General features: G+C 72.6%; 12 protein-coding genes. 7 read left to right on the top strand and 5 right to left on the bottom strand.

The window, feature by feature from the left end; genetic code table 11:
* Nucleotides 1–21 precede the first annotated feature (21 nt).
* Entirely contained in the window at nucleotides 22–921 is a 900-nt protein-coding gene (gene galU / locus AC1DPN_RS08510) for a UTP--glucose-1-phosphate uridylyltransferase GalU (RefSeq protein ID WP_477084299.1), read from the bottom strand.
* Nucleotides 922–1,023: 102 nt separating this feature from the next.
* Between galU and AC1DPN_RS08505 the strand changes: the two genes are divergently transcribed.
* Complete coding sequence (locus AC1DPN_RS08505; RefSeq protein WP_477084298.1) at nucleotides 1,024–1,662, top strand: 5-formyltetrahydrofolate cyclo-ligase; 639 nt, start codon at nucleotides 1,024–1,026, stop codon at nucleotides 1,660–1,662.
* Between the two features lie 11 nt (nucleotides 1,663–1,673).
* Here the strand turns inward: AC1DPN_RS08505 and AC1DPN_RS08500 are convergent, their stop codons facing one another.
* Complete coding sequence (locus AC1DPN_RS08500; protein WP_477084297.1) at nucleotides 1,674–4,232, bottom strand: penicillin acylase family protein; 2,559 nt, start codon at nucleotides 4,230–4,232, stop codon at nucleotides 1,674–1,676.
* Between the two features lie 180 nt (nucleotides 4,233–4,412).
* Here AC1DPN_RS08500 and AC1DPN_RS08495 point away from each other — a divergent pair, with 180 nt between their 5' ends.
* The 3 genes from AC1DPN_RS08495 to mscL all read left to right on the top strand — a co-directional run bounded on the left by AC1DPN_RS08495 (nucleotide 4,413) and on the right by mscL (nucleotide 6,164).
* The gene (locus AC1DPN_RS08495; RefSeq protein WP_477084296.1) at nucleotides 4,413–4,760 is read left to right on the top strand and encodes an FmdB family zinc ribbon protein; all 348 of its coding nucleotides are present in this window, start codon (nucleotides 4,413–4,415) and stop codon (nucleotides 4,758–4,760) included.
* A 131-nt stretch (nucleotides 4,761–4,891) separates the two neighbouring features.
* Nucleotides 4,892–5,566 (top strand): SAF domain-containing protein, encoded by a 675-nt coding sequence (locus AC1DPN_RS08490; RefSeq protein WP_477084295.1) that lies wholly within the window; start codon nucleotides 4,892–4,894, stop codon nucleotides 5,564–5,566.
* A 67-nt stretch (nucleotides 5,567–5,633) separates the two neighbouring features.
* On the top strand, nucleotides 5,634–6,164 hold the full coding sequence (gene mscL, locus AC1DPN_RS08485) for a large conductance mechanosensitive channel protein MscL (protein WP_477084294.1): 531 nt from the start codon (nucleotides 5,634–5,636) through the stop codon (nucleotides 6,162–6,164).
* Between the two features lie 104 nt (nucleotides 6,165–6,268).
* On the opposite strand, the gene AC1DPN_RS08480 is transcribed toward mscL, so the two are convergent.
* Both AC1DPN_RS08480 and AC1DPN_RS08475 read right to left on the bottom strand, forming a co-directional pair.
* On the bottom strand, nucleotides 6,269–6,541 hold the full coding sequence (locus tag AC1DPN_RS08480; RefSeq protein WP_477084293.1) for a hypothetical protein: 273 nt from the start codon (nucleotides 6,539–6,541) through the stop codon (nucleotides 6,269–6,271).
* Between the two features lie 38 nt (nucleotides 6,542–6,579).
* Entirely contained in the window at nucleotides 6,580–11,502 is a 4,923-nt protein-coding gene (locus tag AC1DPN_RS08475; protein ID WP_477084292.1) for a hypothetical protein, read from the bottom strand.
* A gap of 580 nt (nucleotides 11,503–12,082) precedes the next feature.
* Here AC1DPN_RS08475 and AC1DPN_RS08470 point away from each other — a divergent pair.
* Entirely contained in the window at nucleotides 12,083–14,008 is a 1,926-nt protein-coding gene (locus AC1DPN_RS08470) for an ATP-binding protein (RefSeq protein ID WP_477084291.1), read from the top strand.
* 4 nt (nucleotides 14,009–14,012) lie between these two features.
* On the opposite strand, the gene AC1DPN_RS08465 is transcribed toward AC1DPN_RS08470, so the two are convergent.
* The gene (locus AC1DPN_RS08465) at nucleotides 14,013–15,323 is read right to left on the bottom strand and encodes a helix-turn-helix domain-containing protein (RefSeq protein ID WP_477084290.1); all 1,311 of its coding nucleotides are present in this window, start codon (nucleotides 15,321–15,323) and stop codon (nucleotides 14,013–14,015) included.
* A gap of 186 nt (nucleotides 15,324–15,509) precedes the next feature.
* Here AC1DPN_RS08465 and AC1DPN_RS08460 point away from each other — a divergent pair, with 186 nt between their 5' ends.
* Together AC1DPN_RS08460 and AC1DPN_RS08455 are read left to right on the top strand one after the other, a co-directional pair.
* A complete protein-coding gene (locus AC1DPN_RS08460; RefSeq protein ID WP_477084289.1) occupies nucleotides 15,510–18,719 on the top strand; it encodes an eCIS core domain-containing protein in 3,210 nt (1,069 codons plus the stop codon).
* Nucleotides 18,716–19,231 (top strand): hypothetical protein, encoded by a 516-nt coding sequence (locus AC1DPN_RS08455; RefSeq protein WP_477084288.1) that lies wholly within the window; start codon nucleotides 18,716–18,718, stop codon nucleotides 19,229–19,231. The genes AC1DPN_RS08460 and AC1DPN_RS08455 overlap by 4 nt, the downstream gene beginning before the upstream one ends.
* Nucleotides 19,232–19,264 lie beyond the last annotated feature (33 nt).

The raw sequence follows: 19,264 nt of genomic DNA, 5'->3' as shown, positions 1-19,264 counted from the left end.
CGGACGACCCGGCGCGGGACGTCAGCCGTCGAGCTTCGCCGCATAGCCCACGAGCCACTCGCGGAAGTCCGGTCCGAGGTCCGGCCGGTCCGACGCGATCTGGACGACGGCCTTGAGGTAGTCGAGCCGGTCGCCCGTGTCGTAGCGGCGTCCCCGGAACACGACGCCGTACACGCCGCCGCCCTGCTCCGAGGGCATGTCGGCGAGCGTCGCGAGTGCATCGGTCAGCTGGATCTCGCCGCCCCGGCCGGGCTCCGTGGTCTCGAGCACCTCGAACACGGCGGCATTGAGCACGTACCGGCCGATGATCGCGAGGTTGCTCGGCGCGTCGGCCGCGTCGGGCTTCTCGACGAGGGCGGTCACACGCACCTGGTCGTCGTCGGCACCGCCGAGCGGCTCGACCGCCGCGCACCCGTACAGCGAGATCTGGGACGGCGGGACCTCCAGCAGGGCGATGACCGACCCGCCGGTGCGCTCCTGGAGCGCGAGCATGGTGCTCAGCAGCTCGTCGCGCTCGTCGATCAGGTCGTCGCCCAGCAGGACCGCGAACGGCTCCGAGCCGACGTGGTGCTTGGCCTGGAGGACCGCGTGGCCCAGGCCCTTGGGCTGGCCCTGCCGGACGAAGTGCACGTGCCCGAGGTCGGTGGACGCGCGGACCTTGGCCAGACGCTCGAGGTCACCCTTCGCCTCGAGCGCCGCCTCCAGCTCGGGTACCGCGTCGAAGTGGTCGGCGAGGGTCCGCTTGGAGCGGCCGGTAATGAGCAGGACGTCGTCGAGCCCGGCCCGCACGGCCTCCTCGACGACGTACTGGATCGCCGGCTTGTCGACGATCGGGAGCATCTCCTTGGGAGTCGCCTTCGTGGCGGGAAGGAACCTGGTGCCCAGGCCCGCGGCGGGAATGACTGCCTTGTGGATGGTCATCTGGGGACGATAGCGGCGAGGTGCGCGGCTCGCAGTGGCGTAGGTCACCAGATCAGCCTCGAGGCGGATCACCCGACCGGTCCCGGATGCGACACTGACGTCATGAGCAGCGTCGCCCAGCCGTATCCGCACGTCGCCGACGGGGACGAGGTCGAAGACGTCAAGGAGCGGCTCCGTCTCGCTATCCGTGAAGCACGCAAGGCACGCTCGCCGCGTCGTCGCGACGAGGCGGCGAAGGCCCTCGCCGAGGTCGTCCTGACCATCCCCGCCGTCGAGCACGCACGCTGCGTCTCCGTCTACGCGGCACGCTCCACCGAACCGGGAACCGGCGCCCTGCTCGAAGAGCTCTCCGCACGTGGTGTCCGCGTGCTGATGCCGGTGCTGGGCAGCGGGCTGCAGCGGGACTGGGCGGAGTACGCGGGTGCCGACGACCTGCGCGAACGCGCTCCTGGTCGCCCGCCGGAGCCGGGCGGCCCGACCCTCGGACCCGAAGCCCTGGGCGATGCGGACGTGGTGATCGCCCCGGCGCTCGCCGTCGACACCAGCGGCGCGCGGCTCGGGCAGGGTGGCGGCTGGTACGACCGCGCGCTCGAGCACCTCCGGCCCGGCGTGCCCGTCGTCGCGCTCGTGTTCCCCGAGGAGCTCTACGACGCGGACGTGCGACCGCTCCCCCGCGAGCAGCACGACCGGGCGGTCGACGCCGTCGCGACGCCCGAGGAGTGGCGCCGCCTGAAGGTGTAGGGCTTCGGGGGCTAGGGGTGCAGCGTCAGGCGGTCACTGGCGTCCGCCTCGGTCGCTGCCGCCGAGAACGGCCACGGGAACGTCTCGCCCCGCGACCACGGCCCGAACTGGTCCGTGTAGTGGACGCTCGCGGGGTGCCCTGACGCGCCCGTGAGGTTCACCCAGGTCGACGAGTCCAGGTCCCCGAGGTCGACGACCATGCGCATGGACGGCGCTGCGGTGACCTCGAACGAGCCCGAGCTGGCGTCCCACGCCGTGGCGTCGACGATCGACGACCCGCCGCCGACCGTGATCGGCGAGGGGTTCACGAGCGCACGCACGACCCCCGTCACGGACGAGCCGCCGAGCAGCGGGTGCTCGGGCGCGGCAAGGTGCAGCTGGCCCCACCGCCACTTGGTCGCGTCCCGGCCCAGCGACGCGGTCAGCTGGCGCCGCGCCGCGATCATGGCGTTCGTGAGGACCACGTCGCGCCCCTCCACGACACCCGGAGTCGACTTGTCGTCCCACCACGGGGACGTCGGCTCGTCGAGGAGGTTGCGCACCACCTCGAGCCAGCGCGACCCGCCGGTCGGACCGTAGCCGTCGGGCAGGTCGTCGGCGAAGGTCGTGCGCAGGATGTCGGCCCAGACGGCGGCGAAGTAGGCCGCGGCGGCCGAGTCCTCGGCCTGCACGCGGTCCCAGGTCCGCAGCAGGTCCTGGCCGTCGCGGTCGAACGCGGTCGGGATGTGCTGCTCCAGCAGGGCCGGGACGAGGACGTCCGCGTAGGGGTTGTGCTGGTCGAACTGGAGCTCGCTCATGTCCGCGACGGTGAGCTTGTGGTCGGCGGCCGCCGTGATCCGGTCCCGGATGCGCTGCGAGCGGTACCCGTAGTCCCAGTCGTCGGTGAGGAACGGTCCGACCCCGTCGGGCGCGACCGCGTTGTTCGCCGTCACGATGAAGCCGGCATCGGGATCGAGCGTGCGCGGCATGTCGTCCGGGTCCACGTATCCCTGCCAGTCGTAGGCGCTGTCCCAGCCCGGGCGCGGCCAGGTGCCGTCCGACGGGACCAGGGATCCCACGACGTTCGCGCGGACCGGGATCTTGCCCGGCGCCTGGTAGCCGATGTGGCCGTCCGTGGTCGCGAAGACGATGTTCTGCGACGGCACGTCCAGGAGCTCCGCGGCCGCCCGGATGTCGTCGGCGTCGCGCGCGACGTCCATCGCGAGCAGCGCCTCCATGGTGTGGGTGGGCTGCAGCGCGGTCCAGGCCAGCGCGACCTCGAACGTGCTGCCCGGCGCGTCGTCGGGCACGGGTGCGTCCGCGACGGGATCGAGGTCCAGGACGTCGGAGACGATCGGCCCGTGCACCGTCTCTCGGACCTTGAGCTGGATCAGGTCGGCGCCGTTGACCGCGATGGTCTCGGTGCGCTCCTTGATCGGCTCGGCACCGCCGTCGACCCGTGTGGTGGTGCCGTCGACCTTCTCCAGGAAGAAGTCGCTGACGTCCGCCCCCAGGTTGGTCAGGCCCCACGCGAGCTGCGCGTTGTGCCCGATGACCACGCCGGGGATGCCTGCGAAGGAGAACCCCGAGACGTCGTAGGGGCATTGCGACGAGACCTTGCTGCAGCGCAGACCGACCTGTGCCCAGACGCCGGGCGCCGAGATGCCCAGGTGCGGGTCGTTGGCGAGGATCGGCTTGCCGGACTCGGTGAGCTGACCTCCGACCACCCACGAGTTCGAGCCGACGCCCTCCCCGTCACCGACGAGGTGCGGAACGGCGGCGAGGGCCTTGTGCGCACTCTCCATGGCCCGTTGGAGGTCGTCCGACGTCAGGTCGAGGCTCGTGGCCGCCGACGTGGTGGACACCTCGGACGGGAGGTCCTCGGCCGTCAGGATCGGCGCGTTCAGGTCCTGCGGGTAGGCCGGGTACAGCTCGTCGACGCGCGCGACGTCACCGATCACCGAGAACGCGGCCGCGCGGCCCAGCTCGTCGTCGAAGTTGCCGCGCAGGTCCCAGGCCATCGCCTTGAGCCACGCGAGCGAGTCGACCGGGTCCCACTCCTCCGGGTCACGGATGTCGAGGCGGAGGTCGAGGATCGTGTACTCGACGGCGATGGCACCCTTCGGCTTGCCGTCGAGATAGGCGTTCACGCCGTCGGCGTACGCCTGGAGGGCCCGACGCGTCGCCGGTGAGGCGACGCGCCACTCCTCCTCCGCGATGCGGCGCCAGCCGAGGGTCCGCGTGACCTTGTCGGCGTCGATCGCGTCCTTCTCGTCGCCGACGAGCTCGGCGAGCCGTCCGGAGGTGACGTGCCGGCGGTAGTCCATCTCGAAGAACCGGTCCTGCGCCGCGACGTACCCCTGCGCCATGAACAGGTCGTCGGACGACTGTGCGGTGATCGTGGGGACCCCGCGGTCGTCGCGCGTGACCGTGACGTGGTCGCTCAGCCCCGGCAGGGACAGGTTGCCGGCGACCTCGGGCAGCGGGCGGCGGACCACCACGAACCCGGCGACGACCACGCCGACGAGGACGATGACGAGCACCACGGCGACCGTGACGAGCGAGAGGCGGACCAGGTGGCGACGAGACACGCTTCGGAGGGTACTTCGCCCGACGGCGACCGGCGTTCGCAGCGGTGCGCTCACGTCCCTCGCAACAACCCTCGGAATGTCCTGGTTGCCGTTGCCGTTAGGATTGGCACTCGGATGAAGTGAGTGCCAGGCCGCTGTCGGGGCGCCTGCGCCGCCGACCACCTGCCAGGAGACGTCTTCGTGCCTACCTATGCCTACGCCTGCACCGCGTGCGGTCACGCCTTCGAGGCCGTGCAGTCCTTCAGCGACGACTCGCTGACCGTGTGCCCCGAGTGCGACGGCCGGCTGCGCAAGGTGTTCTCGTCCGTGGGCGTGGTGTTCAAGGGCTCGGGCTTCTACCGCAACGACGCTCGTGCCGGTGCGAAGTCCTCGACGCTGAGCCCCGTGCCGTCGACGTCGTCCTCGTCCTCCGACTCCTCGGCCTCGTCGTCGTCCTCCTCCGACTCGTCGTCCTCGGCGTCGTCGTCCGCGCCGGCACCCGCCTCAGCCGCACCCGCCGCCTCGGCTGCCAAGCCCGCCGCTTCCTGACCTCGGCCCGGCTGGTTCGTCCTGCTGGATGCTCCGTCGCCGGGTCACCGTGAGGCGACCACAGCCCTGCAGCCCCGAGCCGGCTGCACACACGTGGCCGCTGCGGTTCGCCTGACTTCTACGGTCGCCGCATGCGCGATCTCGCCGGCCGACCGCCCCCACTGACCGCTCGACACCGGCCGGTCTCCGTCCGCCTCCGGATCACCCTGTGGCGGTGCCGTTTCCTGGTGGCCGCGATGAGCCTCGGCATCGCGGCGTCTGCGACCGTCCACGCGCTGCGCCCGCCCAACGCACCGACGGTCGCCGTCGTGGTCGCCGCGAACGCGATCGAGGCGGGGGTCGCACTGACCTCGTCCGACGTGCGGGTCGCCCGGTATCCCGTCGCGACCGCGCCGGACGGTGCGCTGCCCGACGCGACGTCGGCGGTCGGCGCGTCGACCGCCGTCCCGTTGACCGCGGGCAGCCCGCTGGTCCCCGGCATCCTGGCGGACGACGACGTCCGCGGACCGTCCGGCACCGTCGTCGCGACCGTTCGCTTCGCCGACCCGGCGGTCGCCGGACTGCTCGCCCCCGGCATGCACGTCGACGTCCTCGCCGCGACTGCCGAGGGAGGACCGGGCGGCTTCGTCGCCAGACGAGCGCTCGTCCTGCCGACCGCGCGGAGGTCGCCCGCGACGGGCGGCCTGCTGGGCGGCGGCCCGACCGACGACTCGGTCCCGGTGCTCCTCGCCGTCTCCCCCGACGAAGCGCCGGACCTCGCGGGCGCTGCCGCCTCCGCCTTGCTGTCCGCGGTCGTCGTGCCATGATCGATCGAACCGGAAGGCCCAGCGCGGCGTCGTTCGGACGACCAGTCCGCCCACCACGAGGAGCACCATGACCGACCGGATCAACAGCGGCCTGCGCGGAGCAGGTGCCACGCTCAAGGGCACCGCGAAGGTGTTCCAGGGTTTCAAGGACTTCATCTCGCGCGGGAACGCGGTCGAGCTGGCCGTCGGTGTCGTCATCGGCGCCGCGTTCGGAGCCGTGGTCAAGGCGATCGTCGACGGGCTCATCACGCCCCTGATCGCCGCGATCTTCGGCCAGCCGAGTCTCGCGGAGACGTTCACGTTCACGATCAACGACGCGAAGTTCTCGTTCGGGCTCGTCCTGAACGCCCTGATCCTGTTCCTGTTCACCGCGGCGGCGATCTACTTCTTCGTCGTCGTGCCGCTCAACGCCCTGGCGAACCGTCGCAAGAAGGGGCTGGAGGAGGAGCCCGCGGCACCGTCCGAGGACATCCTGCTGCTCCAGGAGATCCGCGACCTGCTCGCGGCCCGCCCGTCGCCCGCGGTCACCAACGACTCCGGCCCCGACGACGCTGCACCCCGTGGCCCCATGCCGCCGTCCATCCCGCCGAGCGCGTAGCCATTTCGCGCGAGAACCGGTCCCGGCCATCGCTCGGCCTCGCGGCCGTCACGAGCGAGGCGACTCGTCCACCGGGCCTGTGGGTTGCGCGTAGACGCTGGCATTCACCAGTGGGGTGGCTTGTCCGCCGTGAGCCGGTCGTCGTTCGAGCCCTGCTCCCGATCGCCCCAGCCGACGTCCGTGTCGTCGGCGCTGCGGTCCAGACCGCTGGCGGGCCGCTCGGTGGGGGTCACCGGCCGCGGCGGGGCGGGCGTATCGACGGCCGGAAGCGTCGAGACGAGGTGCGCGTCGTCGCCGCCGACCGTCCCCGCCTGCCGCACCGCTCGCCGGGACCGCCGCGGCACAGCCGCCACGTCCCGCTCCTCGAAGTCCGCCACCCCTCGATGATCCCACCCGGCGAGACCCGGAGAGTCGGTCAGGACAGGGCGCGGGAGATGGCGCTGCGGACCGCCGTGTCGATGCGGTAGGAGCGGCGGGTGACGCCGAGCTCGTCGCGCAGGGCGTCGGCGAGCTGCTCGCGGGTGCGTTCCTGCTCGTCCGACTGGAGCCAGGTGACGAGCTCGTCCAGCTGGTCGTCGCTGTACGCGCCGATCGGCAGGCCCTTGCGGACGTCGGGCCGCTCACGCGTCGGGACGGCGAGGGCGAGCTGCAGGGGGCGGCTCTTCGGGACGTCGGCTGCGTCGATCGGGCGGCTCTTGGGGACGTCGGCTGCCTCGATCGGGCGGCTCTTCGGGACGTCGGCTGCCTCGATCGGGCGGCTCTTCGGGACGTCGGCTGCGTCGACAGGCTCGGCCGCGTCGGCCGGCGCGGCCGAGCCCCCGGCCGGCTCGGCTGCGGCCGGCGGTGCCGGGACGACACCAGCAGGAGATGCCGGGGCCTGGGCCGGGATGCCGCGCGGGGCGCTGTGGGCCGAGCGGGACGCGTTCGTCGGTGCCGGTGCCGCGGGCTTCTGGGCAGCCCGGGCGCGGACCGCGGCGGCGCTGAGCGAACCGGTGAGGACCGAGTCGACGAGGATCGGGTCGGCCGGGACCGACCGCACCGGACCGGAGTCCGGGTGAGCCGTGTCGTCGGGGTGCGGCGCGAACGCCCCAGAGTCCGTCGAGACGGACCCGTCGGGGTGCACGGCCAACGAACCGGACGTCGTCGGGACGGTGTCGTCCGCTGCGTCCCCGACGACGGGAACCGCGCCTGATGCCGTCGACTCGCCTTCGTCGACCACGACGTCCGCGGAGGGCGTCTTCACGTCGACGGTCGTGCTGGCGGCGGCGGCATCCGTGGCCACCGCGTCCGGTGCGGCCACGGTCGGCAGGACCTCGGCGTCGTCGGACTCGTCGAGCAGCGCCGGCAGGGCGGACAGGCCGAGGTGCAGCGGGCCGCTGCGCGGGCTGGCGGGCGCTGGGACGCGGGCGTGCACGGCGCGGCGGATCCGGTCGACCTCGGCCTGCGGGTCGATGAACGCCGCGGCGGACCAGACGCGTACGACGGACCACCCGACGCGCTCGAGCCGGTCGGCGGTGAGCCGGTCGCGCACCCGGATGCTGGGCTCGGCGGTGTACTCGGCGTCGTCGGTGAGGACGGCGACGAGCATCTCGTCGGGCAGGTCGGGGTGACCGACGACGAGCGGGATGCGATCGCCGCCGGGGATCCCGTGGTTGGCCTCGACGAGCAGGCCGTGCTTCCACAGGCGCTCCGCGATGTCGAGCAGGAGGCGGTCGGGCTCGGGTGCCTCGGGCGTCGGGGCCTCGAGCGCGGCGGCCGACCCGGGCGCGACGGCCAGCGCGACGGTCGAGTCCGGAGAGGTGAACCGAGGGGCCACGAGGTCGGCGTCGGCAGAGCCGGCGGCGCGACGAGCCGCGAACGAGAGCAGGTCGGCCAGCAGCTGCGGACCGGCGCCGCGCAGACGCGCGGGGTCGAGGTCGTCCGCGCCGAAGCAGGACACCACGGTGAGCCGGTGCCGGGTCGACCCGAGGGCGTCGAGCAGCAGTGCGTCACCGCCGGGCCCGGAGATCGGTCCGAAGCTGTGCAGCACGCGCTTGTGCGGGGTCCGGCCGAGCCCGACCGACAGGATGATCGCCTCACGACGCAGCCCGGCGACGTTCGGCAGGTCGGTCACGATGAACGGCTCGGTGCGCCCGGCGTCGAAGAACGCGGCGAGCGCGAGGTTCGCCCGGACCTCACCGAGCACGGCCTCACGGACGGCCTCGGCGTGCGCGGGCGTCGCGGTGATGACGGCGAGGGACTCGTCCGGGCGCAGCAGCGCGTGCGTCAGGACGAGCTCGACGACGTGCTCGACCTCGTCACGCGTCGAGTCGATGATCCCGCTCGCGCGGTCGGGCATCCCCGTGCCGTCGACGAGGTCGAGGTGCACGAGCGGCCGGTGCTGCGGCAGCGGGGTCGGACGCAGCACCCCCGCGTAGCCGTGCGCGGCGAGGAACGCGGTCAGGTACGGGTCGCGTCGGGACGCCTCGGCGAGCAGTGCGACCGTGGGCAGCACCTCCGCGAGCGCACCGACCGCGGTGCTCGAGGCGCAGCGGGCGTCACCGATCACCACGACCTGACGGCCGCGGGCGATCGCCGCGAGCGCGACCTCGACGGGCAGGTGGGCGGCGGAGTCGAGCACGACGAGGTCGACGGTCCGCGTGGGCGGGAGGACCTGAGGGACGAGCATCGGGCTGGCGGCGATCACGGGGCGCAGCCGGCGCGCGACGTCCGGGTGCCGGGTGACCGTGTCGCGCAGGGTCGTCAGCCGCTCCTCGACCAGGTCCGCGAACAGCGCCTCGGCCTGCTCACGGTGCTGACGCAGCGCGTTGCCGATGTGTCCGACAACCGAGCTGAGCACCGGTCCGGGCAGGCTGTCGACGTGCGCGCGGTCGAGCGTCGCGTAGTGCGCCGACAGGTTGCCGAGTGCGGTGCCGTCGTAGCCGGCGAGCGCGGGGTCGTCGGTGAGGATCTGCTCGATGACCGTGCTCCACCACGCCAGGTCCAGCTCGGCGGTGGCGAGCGACGGATCGGTGCGGCGCGAGGCCAGGTCCTCGACGAGCGGTCCGAGGCCCGCGTTGCGCAGGCGGTGCAACAGACCGGTGCGGTCGGGCAGCGTCTCGAGGGCTGTCGTGTCGGCGCGCAGCCGGGTCAGGCGCTCGAGCAGGGCCGGGAACGGCAGGCCCGACATGCCCGCCCCGAGCGGCGTGCCCGCGAGCACCTCGTCGAGCTCGGCGAGGTCCGCCCGCACCGCGGCGAACTCCTCCTCGATGAGCTCCAGGCCGTCGGGAAGACGCGGCCATCCACCGGACGGGCAGTGCGCCTGCCAGACCTCGCGCTGCGCCTGGACCTCGAGCAGCGCGGCGTGCAGGTCGGCGATCGGTCGACCGGGACGCAGCATGTCCTTGGACTGCTTGCGCAGGCGCCGACGCACCCAGTAGCCCATCGGGACGTCGTGCGACTCGCGCCACTGCTTCGAGGCCGTCGCCGCGACGAGGTCGGCGGCGGTGCGCTCGAACACGATCGGCTGGAACACGTCGAGCGCGGCCCGCACACCGTCGAGCATCGTCAGCTGCTCGGCCCAGGCGTCCAGGGTCGTCGCCTGCAGCAGGCCCGTCTCGACGGCCACCTGCCCGGTGCGCTCGACGAGGCCCGGGAGCGTGCCGTCGAGCAGGCGCTCGATGCGCCGGACCGCGTTGTCGGCGTCGGCACGCGTGCGCAGGTCGGCGCCGTACCAGGGGGTGTCCGTGGGCCGGACCTGGAACGCACCGAGCTCGCCTGCGCGCACGAGGTCCGCGGTGAGCTCGGCCCGTCGGTCCGCGTCGAGCACGCGCGCGACGTCCGGGGTCAGCCGCACGGTCGTCTTCGGCGTGGGTCTGGTGGACGTCAGTCGCGCGAGCTGCTGGAGCGCGTCGTAGGCGGAGACCCCCCAGGGGGAACGCTCCGCGTGCAGCGCGTCGACGTAGGCGCGCAGGCGCTCCCGCTCGGCGACCAGGGACGAGCGCAGGGCGACGACACCGTGCGCGTCGACCGCGGGCGCCTCGAGCGTCATCGCACCGAGCAGCCGACGCGAGATGGCCGACCGCCAGCCGGCGTCGGGCGCGACGTCGAGCAGCAGGTCACCGAGTCCGAGCGAGCCGAGTCGAGCGGCCAGTGCGGTCGCCGCACGACGGTGGCCCGGTACGTAGAGGACCGTGCGGCCGGACGCCGCGGCGTCGGCGACGAGCGCGGCCAGGGTTCCGGTCACGTCGGCGCCGGCCGGGGCGTCGACGAACAGGTGCGTCCCCGTCGCCACGACGTCGAGCACGTGCTGCTGGGCAGGGTCGAGGTCGCCGACGCCACGCTCCAGGGCGGGGTCGCGGTCACCGGGGACGGGCGCCGGGAGCGGACGGAGCAGGCCGTTGTCGATGCCGGCGAGCGCCGCCACGACCTCGTGGCGCTCCAGCGTGCCGGAGAGGTTGTCCAGGTCGTCGACGAGGATCTGGCCCGGGTGCACGAACGTGCCGACGACGACGCGCTCCGTCAGGGAGAAGTCGTCGAGCACGGCCTCGCCGAGCGAGGCGAGCCGCTTCAGGGCGCCGCGCGGGTCGAAACCGTTGGACGTGAAGGTGCCGCGCGCGACCGCAGCCGGGTCGAGCAGCGCGCCGCGGCTGCGCAGCGCGCGGGCGAGCACGGGGTTCACGTCGAGCGACGGCTCGAGGGCGAGCTCGTAGTCGCTCTCCCCCGAGCCACGGGCCCGGAGGCTGACCGGCCGGAGCAGGACGGGGGCGCGGACGGTGCGCGGGGCCGCCTCGGGCTGCTCGACCCCGGACTGGTCGCGCTGCCGCGTGACGGAGGCGAGGGCAGCGACGTCGTCGGTGGCCACGTCGGGCGTCGTGCGCTCGGTCCAGGTGGCGACGCCGATAGCGAGCGAGGTGGGCGAGATGCCGTAGCGCTGGGCGTAGACGGCGGCACGGGCGGCGACCGCGCGGGCGCGGCGTCGTGCGGTGGACAGCGCGGCGCCTTCGCGGATCAGGTTCGACAGGCGGGTCTCGCGGCCGGCGAAGAGCTGCGAGATGCCGGACGGGTGCGCCGCGGACAGGTCGAGCGCGGCCTCGCCCAGCAGCTCGACGTCGACGAGCGTGGACCCACCGGCGGCCTCGACCAGGGCGGCGCGCCAGGTGGCCACCGCGCCTTCGAGGAGCTCGGCCGGGCTCGGCGGCTCGACGAGCGTGATCGTCTGCGGGCCGACGCCGTCCGCAGCGTCAGCAGCAGGACCGACGGCGGGGTCGAAGACGGCGTCGACTGCGGGGTCGGCTGGGGCGATGGACTCAGGAGCCTGGTCGGCCCCCGAGCCGGAGGAGCGCGCGGGGACGGTCACGCTGGAACGCTAACGGCGGACCCCTGCACGGCCCGGGAGGGCGCGCCGTGCGCGTCCAGACAGCGCGTCGGTGCCGGACGCACGAAGGGCGCGGTCCGGATCTGGTGATCCGCCGCGCCCTTCGTGAAGCCAAGACGGTGCGCACCGCGCAGGGGGCAGGCGATACGCACCGTCAGGAACGAGTCTGAGGCACAAACGAGTGCTGGTCAAACGTCCAATGGGGTTATTTGGCGAATTCGATCCGTGACGCAGCACGCGTCCGATGCGCGTGATCATGCGGCAGGGCGGGGCCGTGTTTTGTCAATTGGAGCAGTGGAAAGAGTCGTAGGCGGCCTCACGTGATTATCGCGCGGAAGCCCATTCGTCAGGTATAAGACGACGTTCGTGACATTCATGTAGACAGAACAGGATCGAACAGTGTCGAACACGAGCACGCGCAAGCGTTCACTCCCGGGAAAACGGCTGAACCTCACCCGCAGGCCGTACCCGTCAGGGTGATCGCCCTCCGGTTTTCCGGCGTGCCCTCGACGTGACACGGGTGCGCGGGCGAGAGTACGGGGCGACGACGCGAGGAGACCCGATGAGCACCACGACCGACCAGCCCGGCCGGTCCCTGACCGCAGCCCTGGCCGCCGCGGTCGACCGACGCGCGGGCTGGCCGGGCCGCGAGCGCGCGCTCGCCGCACTGGCGGCGGTGGAGACCGACGACCCCGGCGGGCCGGCACGGCAGCACCTCGCCACGGTGGGTGACATCTTCGGGCTGACGACGACCGAGAGGTCGCTGCTCGAGGTCGCGCTCCTGGCCGAGCTGCACCCGAGCGCGCACCTGCTCGTCGGCCTGCTGTCGGGGGACGACGGACCGGGACGTCCGACGGCAGCGCTCGCCCTGGAGCTGGCGGGCGCGAGCGTCGTCGACGCAGCTGCGCGAGCGAGCCTCACCGACGACAGCCCCCTGCGGCGGCGTGGGCTGCTGACGCTCGAGGGTGACGACGTCCTGCTGGCGCGTCGGTTGCGGATGCCCGACCGCGTCGTCGCGCGACTTCTCGGGTCGCACCGCGTGCCGGACGACGTGGCCCGCGTCCTGCGCGAGCCGCAACCCGTGGACGTGGCCGGATACCTCGACGTCGCCGGCGCCCTCGCGCACGGTGAGCAGCTGGTGTGGGTTCACTCCCCCATCGGCACCGCCGGCATCGCGCTCGCCGTCGCCGCCTGCCGAGAGGTCGAGGTCGGCTGCCTCGTCGGCGACCTGGAACGGCTGCCCGTACAACCGGGCCTCGGACCGGACCCGACGCAGGTCCGCGACGTCACGCGGGCGCTCGTGCTGGAGGCCGCGCTCGGCGGCAGCGTGCTGGTGCTCTCTGGCGCCCACCTCGCCGCCCACCTGCTGGGCGACCTCGACTCTGTCGTCCCCGTGGTGGCAGTCGGGCGCTCCGCCTGGGACCCGCGGTGGTCCGTACGGCTGCCCGCGGCCGTCGTCGCCACGCGGCTCACCCAGGAGGAGCGCGCCGAGCAGTGGTACCGCGTCGTCGGGCCGGACGCGACGACGCGCGACGTCCTCACGCTGCGCATGACGCCCGAGGAGATCAGCGCCGTCGGTCGCCGGGCCGAGACCGACGCCGCGCGGGACGAGCGGGCCGTGACGCCCGACGACGTCCGCATGGCCGCACGGCGGCTCGGGAACACGCACGGTCCACGCGTGCGTACGAGCGGGACCCCGGCGACCCTCGACGACCTCGTTCTCCCCCAGCGGACCCGACGCGAGGTCGAGCGGCTGATCGGCTGGGCACGCGACCGCGACGACGTCCTCGCGCTCGGCGAGCTGCAGGGCAAGGGCGGCAAGGGGACGGGCATCTGCGCGCTCTTCTCGGGCAGCCCCGGCACCGGCAAGACGCTCGCCGCGCACGTCGTGGCCGACTCGCTCGGCATGGACCTGTTCCAGGTGGACCTGTCGTCCGTCGTCGACAAGTACATCGGCGAGACCGAGAAGAACCTCGAACGGGTCTTCACGCAGGCCGAGTCGCTCAACGCGGTGCTGTTCTTCGACGAGGCCGACTCGCTGTTCGGGAGCCGCTCCTCGGTGTCCGACGCCCGCGACCGGTACGCCAACCAGGAGGTGTCCTACCTGCTGCAGCGGATGGAGGCGTCCGAGGGCATCACGGTCCTGGCGACGAACCTGCGCGGCAACCTCGACCCGGCGTTCGCCCGGCGGCTGCACTTCATGATCCACTTCCCCGACCCCGACGAGCCGACGCGGCGCATGCTCTGGGAGCACCACCTCGCGCAGCTCCCGGACACCGACCCGGGCGACCCCATGGACGTGAGCTTCCTGGCCGGCCTCGAGCTGGCGGGCGGCGACATCCGCAACATCGTCCTCGCGGCGGCGTACGACGCGGTCGCGGAGCACCGGGTGATCGGGATGCGTGACGTCCGCGGCGCCACCGTGCGCGAGATGACCAAGCTCGGCCGGCGCACGGCGGACACCCGCTGGACGGACGAGGTGGGCTAGCGCCTCAGTACCACCGACCCGACGGCACGAAACCACGCACGCCCGCCGCCGTGAGCGCGCGGGTGTACGCCTCGATGACGCGCTCGTCCTGGTCCTGCGCGAGCCGCAGCCTGTCGCCGATCCGTCGCCACAGAGTCGCCGCGTGGCGGCCCGAGACGATCATGTCCATCAGGTCTGCTGCCCGTCGGAACTCGGCCCGGGCCTCGGGGCGGGCTCCGAGAGCGAGCAAGGCGTCACCGAGCACCTCGTGCGCTGCGACCGCGTCACGGCGGACGCCGTCGCCCAGCAGCTCGAGCGCTCGGCGGGCGTGCCGCTGCGCGGCGTGCGCGTCCCCGAGCTGGAGCGACGCCCGCGAGCGCACGGACGACGCGCGGGCCAGCTCGACGGAGGACTCGTCGACCTCGAGCGCCGCCTGGGCCACGTCGAGCTCCCCGAGCGCCTCGTGCGGGCGCGGAGGGTCGTCGCTGACCAGCAGGAACGCACGATCGAGCCGGAGGCGGGGCAGGTCGCGGTTGACGTCGTCGACCTGGGTCAGCGCGATCGCCGCGTCGAGCTGGCCGAGCGCCGACGGCACGTCGCCGAGCGCCTCGTCGACGAACGCCAGGTTCCAGTGGACGGACGAGACGGCGCGATCGCTGCCCTGGAGTCGCGTGCGCTCGAGCAGGAGCTGGCCGCGGAACCGCGCGTAGGTGGCGTCGCCGCGCGCGATGTGCGCCCAGAGGAGCGTCGACTCGAGCCGGACCACCTCGTCGGTCCCCGCGACCGACGAGGGCAGCATCGCCAGCAGCTCCTCGCCGCGGACGACGGCGCGCTGCAGCTCGGCCGACTCGGTCAGTGCCATGACCACCCGCATCGCGGCCCGGGCGGCCAGTTGGTAGCGCCGGGCACCGGCGACGGTCGCGAACACCCCCTCCAGCACCTCGACGGACGCCTCGAGCTCACCGGCGACGTCGAGCGCCTCGGCGTGCGCGAGGCCGACCTCGGCCGCGGTGTCGAGGTCCACCTGCGTCACGTCGACCTCCGAGAGCAGCTCGGCCGCCGCGAGCGGGGAGCCGGACCTCGAGAGCTGTCGGGCGGCGGCGATCGCGTCGTCGACCGCGCGATACGCAAGCGCCCGCTCGCCGTCGAGCAGGAACTCCGGCGTCACGTCGAGCGCCGCCGCGGCCCGTCCCAGCACGTCGACGCCGAGCGAGCGCTTGCCGCGCTCGACGTGCGACACGTACGTCGGGTGCACGCCGATCACGCGCGCCAGGTCGCCCTGGCTCAGACCGGCGCGCAACCGGGCTTCGCGAAGATGGCGACCGAGCGAGCTCACGGACCCACGATAGGGATGCCCCACGAGGAGCCGGAACCCGGACGGACGTCCGGCGCGGGCGGCGAACGGGTGATCTCCATCGGACACGGCAACCTCCGTAGCCCTTACGGATGCTGACCCACGGGGCGTCGGGGCACGCTAGTGCCGGTGGGGGGCCGCTGAGCCGTACCCGGACGCCCGGAGGACATGTTGAGCAGCCACGACGCACGCGTACCCGTCGCCATGGGCGCGCGTCCCGCCCCTGCCCCGGAGCAGGCGACGAGGTTCGCCGCCGCCCCGTCGTCCGTGGCGCCCGTCGCCGGCCTCACCGTCGGGCACGCGCAGGACCCGGCCGAGCACGCCGCCGACCAGATGGCCGACTCGGCGCTGGAACGTCTGCACCGCACGACCGCACCGGCGACGACAGACAGCGCCAGCGACGTGCACGCGCACGACCCCGGCTGCGGCCACCTGCGACGGTCCGCGACGCATACGCCGACAGCGATGCTCGGTCTCGAGGGCGGCGCGCTCGACTCGTCGTCGACCGCACGGATCGAGGCTGCCCGCGGCGGCGGGTCCCCGCTCCCCGACGGCGTCCGTCGACGCATGGAGACCGGTTTCGGCACCGGCCTGGGCCACGTCCGGGTGCACGACGGCGCGGAGGCCGGCCAGCTGAGCGCGGGGATGAGCGCCGAGGCGTTCACGACGGGCAACGACATCTTCTTCGGAGCGGGCAGGTTCGCCCCCGAGACGCCTGCGGGCGAGCAGGTCCTGGCCCACGAGATCGCGCACGTCCTCACCGAGGGTGGTTCGACGACCAGGCGCCTCTTCGGCAAGAAGAAGACACCCGAGGAGAAGGCCGCCAAGGCTGCCGCGAAGCGCGAGGAAGAGGCCAAGGCCGTCCGCGCCAAGCAGAGCAAGAAGACCGAGGCGACCGAGAAGTCGCAGCTCAAGGAGTCGCGCAAGGAGGGCGTCGCCGGACGCGCGGCGATGACCGCCGAGCTGTACGACACCACCAACGACGCACCCCAGACGCCGGTCGCCGGCAAGGTCAACGACGTCGGCCACGTGCCGCTCGGCAAGGACGCGACCGGCGCGCGCATGGACGACCTGCACGCCCGGTTCGAGGAGGCCCTCGAGCGCGAGCGCGAGGTCTTCGCGCACCTCAAGGACAAGAAGCTCGGCGGTTCCGACGAGAAGCGCGCCGAGATCGCCTACGACCAGGTGTGGAAGGGCGAGTACGACGACCTCAAGGCCGTGCGCCCGCCTCGTGAGACCGCCGCCGAGCGCCTCGTGATCCAGGTGCGGCAGGCGCGGACCGAGGGCGAGGTCGTGACGAGCGCCGCCGAGGAGGAGAAGGCGGTCCTCAAGGTCAAGATGCTCCCCAAGGAGGTCGAGTCCGCCTACGAGCGCATGGTCACGCACCGCAACGACCTCATGAAGAAGGACCCCAAGCGCAGCGACGTCCTGGCGCAGGACGAGGCGTACGAGCTGATCAAGAAGCAGCTGCCGCCCAAGGAGGCCGCGCTCCTGCCGCCGAAGGACGGCGCGCTGGACCAGGCCGCGTTCACGGCGGCCGAGGGCCGGGTCGCCGCACGCGACAAGCAGGCCAAGCGCGACGAGGCGACCATGGAGGAGAACCTCATGCTCCTCGATCCCGCCCAGCGCGGCGGTCCGCAGAAGGCGCCCCAGGGGCCTTCCGAGACGGCGCAGACCATCAAGGACGTCGGCACCGGTGTGGGCATCGGCAAGACGGTCATCAACGGCGTCGGCGGCGGGATCGCGGGTCTCATCGGCAGCAAGCAGGACAAGAAGCTGCGCGCGGACAAGGGCATCGTGAAGGACAAGGAGTTCACGACCCACCTGCCCGGGTTCGTCGACCAGGGCACGGGCGAGGCGGTCCGCTCGGGCATGCGCGCCGACAAGCAGCTCGCCACGGGCCAGCGGGACTGGAAGGAGCAGACGCTCCCGGAGTCCGACGCGTCGAAGGCGAAGTTCGGGATCAGCCAGGTCACCGGCATCCTCAGCGGGCTGATGACCGCGGTCCAGTCGGCTTACCAGATGTGCGACTCGATCGAGAAGTCGTGGACGACGAAGGACCCGTACGAGGGTCTCAAGGCCGCCAAGGCCGGGGCCGTGGGTCTGGACGGGCTGGTCAGCGTCGCCCGGAGCTCGGCGAACCTGGCCAAGACGATCGATGCGGGCGTGTCCGCGGGCGTGAAGTCCGTGATCCCGGGCCTCGACATCGCGTCGTCGGCACTCGGGATGGCACGTGGTGTGACCGAGGTGGCGATGGCCGGCATGCGGCAGCGCGAGACGGACATCTCGATGTTCGAGGCTCGCGCGGGCAGCGGCGAGAAGGTCAACGTGATGGTCTACCCGCTGATGAAGGTGTCGCAGGTGTACACCAAGCACCTCGAGCAGCAGTGCTGGTCGCTCGGCGTCAACATCATCAACTTCAGCACGTCGGTCGCCCAGGTGGCCTCCGCGGGCGGGTTCGGCGTGCCCGCGGCGCTCAAGGCGGCAACGACCGTCATCGACAACCTGCACTCCATCGCCCACTACATCGCCAGCAAGATCCTCAACATGATGGCCAAGACCGCGGAGAAGGAGTCCGCCGTCATGCACCTCGAGGGCGGCGCCGAGGACGAGCTGAAGAAGCACCCGAAGATGGCCGTCGACGGGATCATCATGAAGGCCGCCGCGGGCGACAAGACCGCGCAGCAGTTCCTCTCCAACTACCGGATCGACGGCAAGCCGATCACGCCCGACTACGTCCGGCAGATCAAGCCCAGACCCGTCAAGCCGTTCGACCCGAAGGCCAAGCCGGACGCCAAGGAGGAGCAGACGAGCAACGACGCCCTCCTGCTCAAGATCCGCGCGGTCGTGCTCGAGGGCATGGACACCAACGCGGACCCGCAGTCGGTGTTCGAGGACCTGAAGAAGAAGGCCAAGCCCGTGACCGGCGCGCTGAGCGGCGTGGCCGAGGCGTGGGCAGAGACCGACGAGCTGAAGAACAAGCGCAACGAGCAGGCCAAGCAGGGCAAGCTCGGCGACAACAAGAAGACCGACCGTGGCCTGGGCTGGCGCATCAAGCAGATGTTCAGCTCCGAGAACCGCGGCATGCTCAAGGAGAAGACCGCGGCGCTCGGGTCCGCGGAGAAGCTGCCGTCGGGCATCGTGTGCGTCGTCGGCGACCTGCAGCTCAAGGACCAGTCCAGCCCCGTGGAGATCAAGACGTTCACGGATGCGCTGACCGTCGCGGGCATCGAGGCCGAGCTCAAGCGCACCCCGCGCCGCAACCCGCCCGAGTGGATCGAGTTCCTGCGCGTGGCTCTGCAGAACAAGGCCACCAAGGCGACGCCGGCACCGACCGGGTCCACCTGGGTGTCCGCCAGTCCGTCGGGGAAGCCGTGACCGAGGACCCCTTCCTGACCCTGGTCGCGGAGGCGCTCGCGTCGGCGGGTCGCGACCTCGAGATCGACGCGAGCCTGAACGCGATCGACATCGCGTCGGACGACCCCGCGATCAGCAACGTCCTCGCCGTGGTCCGCCCGATCACTCGCGGCGTGACGTTCTTCGTCGTGCACCCGAGCCTGGTGCCGCCGACCAGGATGGACGTCGTCGGCGCGTTCGTCCTGCGCCTGTCCAGCGACCTGCTCGACGCCACGCTCGAGGTCGACCTCTCGTCAGGGTCGATCGCCTACCGGATGCCCGTCCTGCTGGGCGAGCTGGAGATCGACGTGGACGATCTGGGCGCGCTCCTGATCGCCGCGGTCGAGGCCGTCGAGGTGAGCGCGGCACGCTACCGGGACACGGTCGACGCCGTCGTCGCGGGCACGATCGACGCGCGCGCTGCGTCCGCAGCCGCCCGGCGCGCACCGCTCGAGGAGCTGCAGTCCGAGCTCGACGCGCTCGGGGGCCGCTGACCGTTGCGCCTGGGGGCCCAATGGCCCGCGCGG

This window comes from Cellulomonas sp. P4_H4, assembly GCF_056400865.1.
This window is presented reverse-complemented; position numbering and strand designations above follow the sequence as displayed.

Excerpts from the sequence above, each read along its gene's own strand:
- galU (WP_477084299.1), bottom strand. The coding sequence starts at position 921 with ATGACCATCCACAAGGCAGTCATTCCCGCCGCGGGCCTGGGCACCAGG.
- AC1DPN_RS08505 (WP_477084298.1), top strand. The coding sequence starts at position 1,024 with ATGAGCAGCGTCGCCCAGCCGTATCCGCACGTCGCCGACGGGGACGAG.
- AC1DPN_RS08490 (WP_477084295.1), top strand. The coding sequence starts at position 4,892 with ATGCGCGATCTCGCCGGCCGACCGCCCCCACTGACCGCTCGACACCGG.
- mscL (WP_477084294.1), top strand. The coding sequence starts at position 5,634 with ATGACCGACCGGATCAACAGCGGCCTGCGCGGAGCAGGTGCCACGCTC.
- AC1DPN_RS08470 (WP_477084291.1), top strand. The coding sequence starts at position 12,083 with ATGAGCACCACGACCGACCAGCCCGGCCGGTCCCTGACCGCAGCCCTG.
- AC1DPN_RS08460 (WP_477084289.1), top strand. The coding sequence starts at position 15,510 with ATGTTGAGCAGCCACGACGCACGCGTACCCGTCGCCATGGGCGCGCGT.